The sequence below is a fragment of the Candidatus Phytoplasma bonamiae genome (assembly GCF_030586845.1).
Lineage (GTDB): Bacteria > Bacillota_I > Bacilli_A > Acholeplasmatales > Acholeplasmataceae > Phytoplasma > Phytoplasma bonamiae.
On sequence record NZ_JAOSIQ010000013.1, the window covers coordinates 1 to 14,174 of the forward strand.

Sequence of the window (14,174 nt, forward strand, 5' to 3'; positions counted from 1 at the left end):
CTGAAATCATTTTTTAGACACTCTTCTAACAACGAGATTTTTTTATTTCTAAGTTCCCAACTTTATTCTGAGATACCTTTAAAATCAAGAATTAATAATTGTTCCCTGGTATTTGGAATTAAATAAATTTTTGATGGCAAAATTATCCCAAACAAAAGATCGGTTTTTATCAATATATATATCAGGTCTCAGGAATAATAACTTAACTAAATATTTTTCGACTTTACCCTTAAAACCATTCGATGGCGGCGTGTTCTTGACTAACTACTTCATCACAAACCAGTTTTAAGAACTGCTGTAATTCTTGGTGGTTTTCTTTCAAGAACCGTTCTATATCGCACTGGCGATGGGTTAGTGAACTTGATATTTAGGTTTCTTTGGCTCCTAAACAACTCCAATAAATCTATAAAAAATTAACAAAATTATTAAAAATATTTCAATTATTTAAAAATTACACACAAAAAATAAAAAAATTTTTACAAAAAAATAACTTAAATAATTTGTTATATATTTTTATCAAAATAACAAAAAAATCTGAAACCAAATTAAGAATATAATTTATAAAATTTTTGAAACAAAAATATCTTTTTAATATTTATTAAATAGACATTTTCCAGGGAGGACGATTAGCTTGATCATTCCAAATCCAGTTTTACTTCTCCGACTACTACTAAAAAGTCGCTTTTCTCCTTGGACTATAATGACGACTTTAATCTCATTATTCGTTAATTTAATAACTCGTCTTTAGGATTCTCCAAGTTACGCTAAATTTCTACCTTAATTATTTAGGGGAAGTGGACAATTTTGATAAAAATGGTAAGATTCCAGATTTGTTCATTGATAAACTCTACCTAACACTTAGAAGATATTTCGATAGACTCCGGACTGCTCGCTTATAGTAGTTTGCTAGACAGGTTTTGTTATTACATTCGCTTATCTTCTTAGGCCATTTCAGGTTTACCCTTAAAAACTTTTTGGACGCTTCATATTAGGGGCAAATATAAATAAATTAATAAATTAATTATAAAAATTTTTTTATTGAATGCGAAAATACATAATAACAAATAAAAAATAATTGATGTTTTATAAAGATTAAAATCTTTAATTTTATAAAAAATATTCCCAATAAAATAAAAAAAATATTTATAAAAAAATAATATATAAATGGTGGAGATGAGGGGATTCGAACCCCTGTACAAAATTAATCAGTTTTATTTGTTGTACATAATTATTTTGTTTTTGATAAAAAACAAACAAAAATATTTGATAAATGTAAAATTTAACAATAATAATATTAATTTTTTAAAATACCTAATTAATGAATAACCTAGATATTTTTAAAATCACTTGATAAAACAAAATCAAAAATTATATAAATATAATTGCTTACGCTGTTGCGCGAATCATACCAAAATTTTTCTCATAATTAGAGAAAAAAATGTTTTTATAGTCATTTTTTTGACTAATTTTATTTTCTTTATTGCCGTTTATTAAAAACCTCGAACGTTTTTACTTGCGCAACCAAGTTATGACAAATAAAACTTTTTAATTTTGGCGAAACCAATAAACATCCCCATTTATATTTTAATTTAAAAAAAAATATAATCAATAAATAAATATTGATTAATTTTTTTTAATTGTAGGTAACAAAGATGATAAAAATTCACTATTCAAATTATGCAAAAAAACAAGGGATGATTTAGTAAATCCTAACCAATAGTGTAATAATTTATCATAATTAGTAATAACAGTATCTTTCTTGGTCATTTTATGAATAATTGTATTTATTGTATTTGGATTTTGCACTTGAGGATAATCATCTTTATTATAAATTGCACCAATTTCTTCGGAATTATACGAAATTTTCATTTTATAAATCGGTTCATTTTCTAAAGCTTTTTGATATAGAAGAGTTCCGCATAACGCTACAAAAATATTAAACATAATAAAAAACATAATATTAAATAATTTGAAAAACATAAGATAAAAACCTCTTCAGCAAATTTCTATTTAAAACACGATTGTAAGAAAAAATATATGATTTTAACTATTTTATTTAGAATAAATCAAATAAAGTTTTTCAAAAAAATAACACCGAATAAAAATTTGAATTATTTTAAACACCTTAAAGTTGCTAATTGTAATAAACTAAAAGGTTTATTGTAATGAGGATTAAAATAAGAATCAATAGAAAATAAACTGTCCACAGTCATCTTTTTTTGAATACATAAACTCAAAGTGTTAATTTGTTCTAATAAATTAGATTTCGATAAAATTTGACCACCTAAAATTTTCTTAGTGTCTTTTTCAAATATAATCTTAAAAATAACTCCATTATAATCAGGCATAAATTCAGGTTTATCAGCATCTTTAATAATTTCAACATCATAATTTAATTTTAATTGCGAAGCTACATATTCTGTAATTCCTGTAGAAGCAATATTTAGTTCATATATTTTAATAGCGCTAGTACCTTGTACTCCGGAAAAAGCTATTCTATTTTCCTTAATATTTAAACCTACAATAGTGCCTGTTTTAACAGCATTTGTAGCCAAAGGAATATATTTATAATCCATTAAAGGATTATATAATACATTAATACAATCACCGCAAGCATAAACATCAGGATGAGAAGTTTGTAAAAATTCATTCACAATAAAAGCGCCGTTAGGTGATATTTTTAAATAATTATTAGCGATACTTGAATTAGGAACAAAACTAATACATAAAATAACCATTTCTGTAGAAAAAGTATCTTTATCAGTTTTTACATGAGTAACTAATTCGTCTTTAATAACAAATTGAGAAACTTTTTGTCCTAAAGCTAATTGAACATTATGTTTAGTAAATTGTTGTTGAGCAGGCGTAGTAAATTCAATATCTAAATATTTCGACATAATCCTATCTTCAGCATCAATTAAAACGACTTTTTTATTTTGCAAAGAAAAAGCTTCAGCCAATTCAACACCAATATAACCAGCACCTACAATAGTAATATTATTAACTTTCTTAGCGTATTGGATAATTTCTTTAGCATGATCAAAATTTTTACATAAAAATAAGTTTTTAGAATTAATACCATCAATTTTAGGAATAACCGGCCAAGAACCTGTTGATAGAATTAATTTGTCAAAATAATCAAAAAATTCTTCATTAGTTTGCAAATTTTTAACCCAAATTTTTTTCTGATCAAAATCAATTCGAAGTACTTCATGTTCTAAACACATATTAATACCCAATGTAGATAATTCTTTAGCATTAGAATAAAACAAACCTTTTTTATCTTGAACAACTCCACCAACATATAAAGCTATACCGCAAGATAAAAATGAAACATTATTATTTCTTTCATAAACAGTAATATCGATATTATCATATGGATAAGTTTTTCGAATAGTCTTAACAGCTGCAGTACCTGAATGAGTACAACCTACCACTATAACTTTCATTTTTTTAGTCATAATATCACCTTTTTATCTATTAAAATTCTGTTTATAATTTTCCGTTAATTTTAGTTTTTATAAATAAACAATTATAAAAGATATACAATTAAATTATAACACATATATAAAAAATTAATTTATAGTTTAAAATTAACAAAATCTTATTCTAAAGGCAATTGTTTAATTAAATTTAAATCATAAAATTTTTTTAAAATTGTTTTATTCAATTTAACTCGTTTTTCAAAATCTTGTTGTGTAAATAATACTTCACCACGCGCTTTAACAATATTATTAGCCCCTACTTGGCCTAAACCATCAATAGTAATAAAAGGCATAATTAAAGAATTAGATGATATTTCCATAACAAACAAATTAGCTTCAGATTTATTTAAATCAATGGGCAAAAAATTATAACCTCTATCTTTCATTTCTTTAGCAATCTTTAAAGTATGCAACTTTTCTTTTTGAACGGATGTCATTTCTTTCTCATTAGATTTTTTTAAAAATAATTGTATTTTATCAGGCGGCAACATCATATTGTCATAATCAAATTGTGAAACTCTAGTAGAAAAATAACCTTTATAAAAAAGCAAAGGAGCGTGAACTTTAAACCAAGCTATTCGCAAAGCCATTAAAACATAAGCAGCAGCGTGTGGCTTTGGAAAAAGATACTGAATTTTTTGTAAAGATTCAATATACCAATCATCTACATTATGTTTACGCATGATTTGAGATAAATTTTGCCATTTTTGTCTATCATGATTTTGTTTTCCCTTACGAACTAATTCCATAATTTCAAAAGCTATTAATTTTTCTAAACCTTTAGAAATTAAATAATTTAAAATATCATCGCGACAAGTAATCAAATCAAAAATACTTTTATCATCTTTTAAATGATCTTGGGCATTACCTGACCAAACGCCAGTACCATGAGATAAACCCGATACTTTAACTAAAGTAGAAAAATTAAATTTTTTTTCTTTTAAGTAAATGTCTTTCAACATATTACAAACAAAAGGTGTTCCAAATTCAGGAATTGCTTGAGAAGTTTGACATTTCGGTTTATTAGCGAAAATTTCGTAAACTTGTTTATCATCTACGGGAATATCTTGAAATCTTCTAAAGGGGAAATGAGAAGGATTTTGAAGAACATCATCCATCAAAAATTTGATTAAAGTAGGATCATCATGACCCAAAATATCTAACTTAAATAAATTTTTTTCTAAAGCGTGATAATCAAAATGAGTAGTTTTCCATTCAGAAGAAACATCATTAGCTGGAAATTGGATAGGGGTAACATCATATATAGATAAACCTTTAGGAATGATAACAATACCACCAGGATGTTGACCTGTAGAACGTTTTACACCTTCAATCATTATAACTCTGCGGTCTCTTTCGTTATCGCGTATTACAATTCGCCTTTCTTCCATAAAAGACTTAATATAACCATAAGCATTTTGTTTCGCTACAGTTTGAATAGTTCCAGCTCTAAATACACAATTTTCGCCTAATAACTCTCTAAGATAGTTATGAATTTTATTTTGATAATCTCCAGAAAAATTTAAATCAATATCTGGTTTTCTATTACCGCCGAAACCTAAAAAAGTTTCAAAAGGAATATCTTGGCCATCTTTAATAAAAATTTGACCACAAACAGAACAACTTTCTTTAGGTAAATCATAACCTGAAAATACATTTGTAAAATGTTCTTGATGTTTTTGTATATCAATAACAAAAGGGTATGATTTCAAATAATTTTGATATTCAACATTTTGAATTTCGATTAAACTCGTTTTCATAATAATATATTTACAAATAAAGCAACGGTAATGAGGAGGTAGAGGATTAATTTCAGTAATTCCTAAAATATTAGCTATCAAAGAAGCTCCCACAGAACCTCGTGAACCAACTGGATAACCATCTTCAGTTGATTTTTTCACTAATAAATATGACAAATAATAAATCGCAGCAATATTATTATTTTCAAAATTATCTTTAGAAAAAATAACAGATAATTCTTGTTCAAGTCTATCTTTAACATTAGGATGTAATACTTGACCATATAAATGAAAAATTTTTTCATTAATCAAATTCATCATTTCAGCTCTAATACTAGAAATTTTTAAATTTTTTAAAAACATATCATCAGGAATATTAAAAAGTTGATTAGAAAAAAATTGAAATTTTTCAATTTGTTGATTTAATAAATGAGTATTATTAATGACTAAATCTTGTTTCAATTGTTCATTATCAATAAAATTAAAAGCATTTAACATTTCTTGAGTAGTTAAAAAATAATTATCAGGCAAATATTCCGAAGGGATTTTCGATAAACGATGTAAACCGCCACCAATTAATTTCGCATTAATATAAACTTCACGTAAAATCTTTTCATAAGGATATAAATAATGAACATCACCAGTAGCTATAATAATTTTATTTTGTTTCTGAGCTTCTTTAATGATTTTCAAAATAGTATCTTTAATTATACCAAGGCCATATGAATTATCTTTATCAAATTCTGAAGAACCATTTAAATCATAAATAATATGACGATAAGCCTGAGGAGGTTGTACTTCAATATAATCATAATAAGAAATAGCTCTAGCCAAATCATATTCATCTTTATATAAAGCAATATTAAAAACATTACTATCAAAACAACCACTACCAATTAATAAACCTTCTCTATATTTTTCAAAATTAGATTTTAATAAACGAGGTTTTTTTAAAAAATCTTTAGTTAAAGCATCACTCATTAAATGAAATAAATTATTATAACCTTTTTTATTTTTTACAATGATATTTACATGATAAGATCTCTCCCATTTAATATCCAAAGCACCTTGCAAATCATAAAAATGTAATATTTGTTGTTTTTCTAATTTTTCTAACATTTCTAAAAAAATAAGAGCAGTAGCGCGAGCATCGAATAAAGCATTATGATATTGGCCTTCCGAATCAAGTTTAATTTTAAAAGCTTTAACAATTTTTTCTAAAGAAAAATATTTTAAAGATGTATTAAAATGTTTTTGAGCTAAAGTTAAAGTGTCAATAATAGGGCATACAGGCCAAGATAAATTGATTTTTTTAGCTGTCTCTTGTAAAAATTCAATATCAAAACTAGCATTATGAGCTACTAAAACATAATCAGGACAATCTTTAATAAAATCTAAAAATTTTGGAAAAATGTCTTTAATATGAGGTTTTTTTAACAAAATATCATTAGAAATATTGGTTAATTCCTGAATAAAACGATTGATCTTTATATCTGTCCCAGGATTAATTAATTCATCAAAAAACTCAATAATTTTACCATTTTTAATTTTAACAGCAGCTATAGAAATTATCCTATCTCGAACCTTAGACAAACCAGTAGTTTCAATATCTAAAACTATATAACAATGATTTTTCAAAACAAAATCCGAAAATTTATTCAAATTAATATCTTGATTAGTAATAAAAATTGGTTTTTCTTCGACAAAATCTAATTCTACTCCTGCAATAGCTTTAATATTTTTATCAAAAATATATTTAGAAATTTCTGGAAAAGCATACAAGCCATCATGATCTGTAAAAGCAATAGCTTCATGACCCCATTTTTCCGCTAATTCTATATAATTTTTAACACTAGTAATGGCATCTAGATTAGACATTTTAGTATGTATATGAAATTCAATTCGCTTTTTACCAGGATAATTATCCATATTTTTAAAGAAAACCGAAGAAGAATCTAAAATTTTATAATCTTTTAAATTAAAATAAAAATTTTTAACTTTATTTTTAATTTCAATAGTAGCTGATATTAATATCCCTTCTTTTAAAACATTAAGTAAATCATCACGTTCTATTTGGGCTTTTTTTATATCTTTAGATAAAAATTTCGTAACTAATATAGAATCTTGAAAACTAACAGGGTCCACCAAATAAAAACTAATCCAAAACATTCCATACTTATCATTATTAACTATAAATTGTACATAACCTTGAATTTGTATTTGTGAAAATTTTTCATAAAACTTACACATTTCTTGGTAAACAATAGGGATTTCTTTAAAATTAGATAAAGAAATATTTTTAATTTTATTCTTTATTAGTGACGTCTTTTGAACATTTATATTTTGATTTATTGTTTTTATTTCATCAATGATATTAGTTTTATAATCTAACAAATCAAAATCAAAATCAAAATGAAAATTTTTCATAAATAAATCTTTTAATTTAAATAATTCTAATTTTAATTCCGAAATATCTAATATTTTTTCCTGTATTTCAAATAAACACTTTTTATTATTTATATCCAAAACAGGAGTTTTTTGAAAAAAAATTTCAAATTTTTTATCTATAAAAAAACCTGTCATAACTTTATTCAACATATATTGATAATGTTTTTTCCAAATACTATTATCCTTCAACAAATTCCAATCTAGAATAAGAAAATGCACATTAATTAAAGGTTTTAATTGTACAAAATTTTCTAAATCTTCACTTAATAGTTTTAAAAAAAAATTTTGAAATTCTTTTTCAAAAAAATCAAAATGTATAGTTTCTTCAGGATATTCCTCTATTTGGAAAAAACAATCCCAACTATTTATTTGTTTATCATTGACTACAACTTCTATTAATGGGAAATTTTGAATATTTTTATTTTCAATAAATTTTATAAATTTTGAATAAAGCTTCATTATCGATCTCAACTTGATTTATTAATTCTTTATTTTTGCTTTATTATTCCGAATTTTCATATATAAAACAAAAAAACATGAATAATTTCATGCCACTTTAAAAAATAATTTTTTTGGATGGTATGGTACTGATGATCGGACTCGAACCGATATAAGTTATTCACTTGTTTGATTTTGAGTCAAATGCGTCTACCAATTCCGCCACATCAGCATTAATTAATAATAAATCAATTATAACAAATTATTAATAATACTAATTAAATTATATAGTAAAATTATATCATAACATCTCATAAAAAACTATCTAAAAAATTTTTGTCTATCTTAAAAAATCCTATTTTTTTAAATAATTTATAATTATAATAAATTTCTTAAAATCAAAACAATTCTCTAAAAAATTATAAAATTAATCATTTTACATAATTAATTTTAAAAAAAAACAATATAATTAATATTTTTATTCAAATTAGATAATAATTTTCACATCATCATAACTATTTTTTTAAAAAATAATTATTTTTAAAATTTTAGCATTTTTATGATTTTGATTATTTACAAAATAATATTCTTTATTAGAACCTAAATATAAAGTATCTTCCTGTTTCAATAAATAATGTAATTTATCTAAAATTAAAAAAACCTCTCCTTCTAAAACAAAAAAAAATTCATGACTCAAAGATTTAAGTTGTAATTCGGTTTGACCTTGAGGTTTAAGTTCAATAATAAGCGGTTCTATTTTAAATTTATCTAAATTTTTAAAAATATGATAAATTTTATTTTTCAAATGTGAATTATATTGAATATTGAAATCTATTTTTTTATTGATAACTATTATAGATTCTTCATATTTAAAAAAATCTACTATTGAAATTTTAAAAATTTTTAACATTAAAAATAAAGTATTTAAAGAAGGTAAGATTAAATTGTTTTCAATCTGCGAAATATAACCTGTAGTCATATTAATTTTTTGAGCCAATTCTCTTTGAGTTAATTGTTGTTGCAATCTCAAATTTCGAATTTTATCACCTATATACATATTATTATTCTAATTTCCTCATATGTTGTACTAAAAAATAATATAAAATTAAATACCAAATATTTGAATTAATTTTTTGTATAATCGCATAAATTTAATTAACATTTCTTGTTTCAAAATAATTAAATTTTTATTAAAATCTTTTTTTAAAAGTTGTTTGTTTTTATAAAATTTATACCACCAAAAAAACTTTAAAAAAATTAAACGAATTTTTTGTAAAAACAATATTTTTTTGATTTGAAATTGTTGATAAATTTTAATTTTATTAATTTGATTAAACAATTGATTATTGCTTGTAATAATTTCTTTATTTTGATGCAAATGTTTAAATAAAATTTTGTCTATTTCATCATTTTTGTGCATTTTAAAGAGATTATTACGATGATTTTGATCTTTTAAATGTTTTTGATAAAGATATAATTGATTTTTGCATTCATAATTAATTTTTTTTGTTTTTTTATCATATATTTTTTCAATTTTTTGTTTTTGGCTAATGAAATCTTTATCTATTTCTATTGAAGAATCTTTTAAATTATTTTGAATTAAATCTATTTGCCATTTCATTTCTTTTAATTTTAATTTGTTTTGTTTTTCATATAAACTAATATCATGATGAAGTTGTTTTTCTTGTTTTTGGTATTTAATTATAATATCATTTAAACTATCATCATGTATTATTCGAGTAATATCAAAAAATACCTGAGAAATACAATCAATAATATATTCACTTTCTTTTAATAAAAAATGTTCTTCCTCTGATTGAATTTTTTGTATATGAGAAATTTCTTCTTTAATATTATTATATTCTTGACCAAAAAAACTTCTAGGTAATTCTAAATGATCATAATAATATGACCATTTATTTTTCATTTTATTGAAATAAAACCAATATAAAATACGATGCCCAAATTTAGAATCCGAAAAACTTCTAAGTTTAATAGTTAATTGAAACATTTGAAATTGTAGTAAATTATTAGTTTGTACAAAACGATTTTGTTGCTTTTTTAATTTATTAATCATTTTTTGTTTTAATTGTTGTTGTTTATTTTGTTGATATTCTAAATATTTCATTTTTTTTTTGAAAAAATTCCCTATATTTTCATAAATTTTCATTTTTTTTTCGAAAAAAATTAAAAATTGTGTATTCTTATCCAAATTTTTTAATTTCATCTGATGCATTAATACACTAATAAATGAAATATTTTGATTATAAAAATTTAAAATTACTTTATTTAAATTAATTTTTTGTTTTATCCTATTTAATCGTAAATCGAACATATTTATTTTCAACAAATAAAGATATTTAAAATGTTCATCTATAATATTTTCTATAAAAATTTTATTTAATTTATAAATTAAGTTTAAATTAATTACAGAAAAATAATTATTAATTGTTTTTGAATACAAATTCCAAAAAAGATCTAAATTTTCTTTAATTTGTTGCAAAATTCTAGAATGCGTTTGATTTTGTTTATTTAAATAATTATTAAATAATATAACATTTATTAAATTTTTTTGTTTAATAAAACTATTTTTAGCAATAATATCCCGAATTTTAATTTTTGGTATTTTAACTTTATATAAATAATTTTGTTTTTTTTGTTTATAAATAATATTTTTTAAATTTATTTCATATTCTTGATGATAATGTAAATTATAAATTTTTTCTTGTAATTTTTGTATTTCTTGAAGATTTTCAAACATTTCGTGATCATATTTCATTTTTAAAGGGATTTTTTTCATTTGTAATTGCATTTTTAGCAAAAATTTACGTTCTTGAGTTTGTTTTTGCAACAATAATATATCTTTTTGATATTGTATATCATTTAATTTTTCAATTAAAATAAAATTTTTTTGCAAATGTTCATAAGATAATTTTTGTTTATGTTGTTCATCTATAACTTCTTCCTGAATTATGCCGTATTTTTTTTTTATTTTTAATAAAGTTAAGTCCATTTCTAAATTATCAATTTTTTGTAAATAATTATTATAAATTAATTTTTGCTCTTTTTTTTTGATCAAATCAAGATTGTTAATCTGAAAATTTTTTATTTTTTGAAAAATATGTTTTTTATATTCAATAATATTCAATTTACGATTATAAATAAGTTTAAATTTCATATATTGGAAACGCCAATCATACAAACGCATCAAATACATTTGTTGATAAACAAAAAATTCTCGCATTAAATTCATCATAATAGGATAACTATTTAAAGACATCGGATGAATAAAAAAAAATCCTCTTATATTTTGATCCCAAATTTTATGTTTTTTTTGCCCAAGTATTTCTTGTTGTTTTATAAATTCAAGTTTTAATTGATCAAAAATTTTATTATGCATTTCTATTTTTTGTTGAAAAACATTAAAAGCATTTTTAATTTCTTCCGAAAAATCAATCTCTTGTTGTTTTTGTGTTTCTTGTAATTTTTGAATTTGATTTTGGTAAAAATTTTTCATATTTTCCAAAGAATGATTAAAAATATCTTTTAATTGTTTAATTTTTTGATTTAAAATAACAATTTTTTGATGAAAAAAATCATAAATATCTGAAATATTTTTTTGATATTTTTGATTAACTTGAGAATATTGTTCTGTAAAAAAATTATTTTGTTCCATTCGTTGTTGTTGTAAATCTTTTTCTAATAAATTTAACTTTTCCAAATCCAGATTATATTTGCAATTCAATTTATCTTTTTGAATATTATATTCTTTAATAATTCGACTTTTTTGCAAAACACTTTTTTGTTTTCTTTTTTTAAATTCTTGATTCAAAGAAATTTCTTTATTAGTTGTAATTAACTTAGATTTTTCTAAATTTTTACTTAGTTGTTGTTTTAAAATATCTACATTATAATGATAATCCAAATGTAATTGAGGAATATTAGACGCAAATTGAGGAGTTAAATTTGTATAAGGAGTAGCACTATAAATAGGTAAAAAAATTAAAAAATCTTTCATATAGTTATCATTGAATAAATTTATTTGTTGAATTTCTTGACACAAATTAATTATTTTTTGAATTAAAAAATTTATTATAGGATCATAATTTCCTTTGGATAAATTATCTAAACAATTAATATAATCATTTTTAAATTTTTTTTCATGCATTATATCGAAAACTCCTTAGAGAAAAATATTCTCGTTTGAACTTATTATATATTGATTTTTAATTTTAAAAATATAATTCGATAATAGAATGAAATAATAAATGATATTTTATAAAAAAATTTAAAAATAATAATTAATTAATTAAAATAGAGATAGATTATTTATGTTTCTATATCAGAATTTATCTTTCTAATATTTATCACAAACAACCCCGCCCTCCTTCTAAACTGGACGAGCTTTACTCCAAAATTCAAATAGACAACAGCCCCCGTCCAAACGGTGCGAGCAAGTTTCCCAGCACACCGCTTTCCATAATTTATCCCTGTTCCGGGTTTAACTTCGTGTCACCACTAGTTAAATTTTTATTCTTGACCTTTTACTCTTTTTGAATCTTCTAATATCCCTTATTGTTGGTTGGTCTTTTTACAGTGACAAACCTGACAAAGGACAATTGTTTTTTGTTCATCGCCCTTTGCCAATGAGCGTTTCTAATGGTTCCGAAATGATGAATTTCCAGGGATTGATTTTCTGACTGGTAGACTTCCACATTTTCGTGCTGTTAACCTATCAATTAATCTGGTTCGTTCTTGGAAAAGATTGTGATTGATGGCTATTTCGGTTATCTCGCCTTTATAAATAATTGTTCCAAGGCTTTCTGGATAATTCTATCTTGCATGGCGGGGATTCCGAGTGGTCTCGATTTATCCTTTCCCTTCGAAATGCGAACTCTTTTAACCGATTTTCGGGTTATATTGGTTGTGAACATATTTTTGGTGATATTTCTTTAATTTGTTTAAAATCCATATCATTAATTGTTTTCCCGTCTATTCCTGGTGTTCCTGTCCCATTATTGGTAAGCAACCGGATTAAACGCGAGATAAGTATTAATTAAGTAGTTCATTGCCCATTTGAGTTCTTGTTTTAATATATATTGTTTTAAAGATTGGTCAGGAATTTTATTCATTATCCGAAGAAGTTGCGATACTAACACTTCATAGATCTTTTGTCTATATGGTCTCCATGAATAAACAATAAATTACTTTCTGCTTTCGCCCTATAAGAGTGGTTAACTCTCTTCTTGGTAAGACGATTAGCTAGCTTATTCCAAAACTAGATTTACTCTTACGACTACTAAACAGATTCTTTATCCTTAACTATCAGGGCTTTGATTTCCTGATCTGTAAATTGAATTACTTAGTCTTAGGATTCTCCAAGTTACGCTAAATTTCTACCTTAATTCTTTAGGGGAAGTGACCATTCTAATAAATGGTAAGATTCCAGGTTTGTTAGGTGATAAACTACTCAATACAAATAATTCTATATTAGTAGACTCTAGACTGTCCGCTTCAGCAACTTCCGAGACAGGTTCAAGGATTACATCAATTTCCTTCTTAGGCCATTTCAGGCTTCTCCATGGAATTATTCGGTGGCAGTGTCTTCTTGACTAATTTGCTTTCGTCGTAACCCGCTTTTATGGTCTGCTATAATCTATCATTCTTTCGTCTGATAAACCGACCATATCCTTTCAGGGTTTATCGGCCCTGGCTATTGGTTAGATAGCACGAAATTTAGGCCTCTTTGGCGCCCTTATTCTCCTTGTCATTATTAAATAAAAAAAATTTTTTTATTTAATAATAAATTAATTTTAATTAATAAATTTTTGCGAATTAAAATAAGTGATTTTCATTATTTTATGGCGTTTGAGGAGGGATTTGAATCGTGATAGAATTACTACATTTCGTTATTTCTAACTATTATAATAAGCCCCACACACCACCGGACAAGCTAGTTTCCCAGCATCCGGCGATTATTTAAGTGATAATTTGATTTAGTCTAAAAATTTATAATTTATTGAGTTTTTCTCCATCTAGATAGATCAAAACTCTTTATTCATTT

At 23.6% G+C, this 14,174-nt stretch carries 5 protein-coding genes and 1 tRNA gene; all 6 read right to left on the reverse strand.

The window, feature by feature from the left end:
• Window positions 1–1,623: 1,623 nt before the first annotated feature.
• The 6 genes from OC701_RS01585 to OC701_RS01610 all read right to left on the reverse strand — a co-directional run bounded on the left by OC701_RS01585 (window position 1,624) and on the right by OC701_RS01610 (window position 12,278).
• The gene (locus OC701_RS01585) at window positions 1,624–1,980 is read right to left on the reverse strand and encodes a hypothetical protein (RefSeq protein WP_304514356.1); all 357 of its coding nucleotides are present in this window, start codon (window positions 1,978–1,980) and stop codon (window positions 1,624–1,626) included.
• Window positions 1,981–2,111: 131 nt separating this feature from the next.
• Window positions 2,112–3,449, reverse strand: a complete 1,338-nt coding sequence (locus tag OC701_RS01590) for an FAD-dependent oxidoreductase (RefSeq protein WP_304514360.1) — start codon at window positions 3,447–3,449, stop codon at window positions 2,112–2,114.
• A 155-nt stretch (window positions 3,450–3,604) separates the two neighbouring features.
• On the reverse strand, window positions 3,605–8,131 hold the full coding sequence (gene polC / locus OC701_RS01595; RefSeq protein WP_304514357.1) for a DNA polymerase III subunit alpha: 4,527 nt from the start codon (window positions 8,129–8,131) through the stop codon (window positions 3,605–3,607).
• Window positions 8,132–8,254: 123 nt separating this feature from the next.
• Window positions 8,255–8,342 (reverse strand) — tRNA-Leu (locus OC701_RS01600).
• Window positions 8,343–8,633: 291 nt separating this feature from the next.
• Window positions 8,634–9,167, reverse strand: a complete 534-nt coding sequence (locus OC701_RS01605) for a helix-turn-helix domain-containing protein (RefSeq protein WP_304514358.1) — start codon at window positions 9,165–9,167, stop codon at window positions 8,634–8,636.
• A 48-nt stretch (window positions 9,168–9,215) separates the two neighbouring features.
• A complete protein-coding gene (locus tag OC701_RS01610; protein WP_304514359.1) occupies window positions 9,216–12,278 on the reverse strand; it encodes a hypothetical protein in 3,063 nt (1,020 codons plus the stop codon).
• Between the last annotated feature and the right edge of the window lie 1,896 nt (window positions 12,279–14,174).

Bases quoted from the DNA above. Each gene is read 5' to 3' on its own strand.
- OC701_RS01610 (WP_304514359.1), bottom strand. From the start codon at position 12,278: ATGCATGAAAAAAAATTTAAAAATGATTATATTAATTGTTTAGATAAT.
- OC701_RS01590 (WP_304514360.1), bottom strand. From the start codon at position 3,449: ATGAAAGTTATAGTGGTAGGTTGTACTCATTCAGGTACTGCAGCTGTT.
- OC701_RS01585 (WP_304514356.1), bottom strand. From the start codon at position 1,980: ATGTTTTTCAAATTATTTAATATTATGTTTTTTATTATGTTTAATATT.
- OC701_RS01605 (WP_304514358.1), bottom strand. From the start codon at position 9,167: ATGTATATAGGTGATAAAATTCGAAATTTGAGATTGCAACAACAATTA.
- polC (WP_304514357.1), bottom strand. From the start codon at position 8,131: ATGAAGCTTTATTCAAAATTTATAAAATTTATTGAAAATAAAAATATT.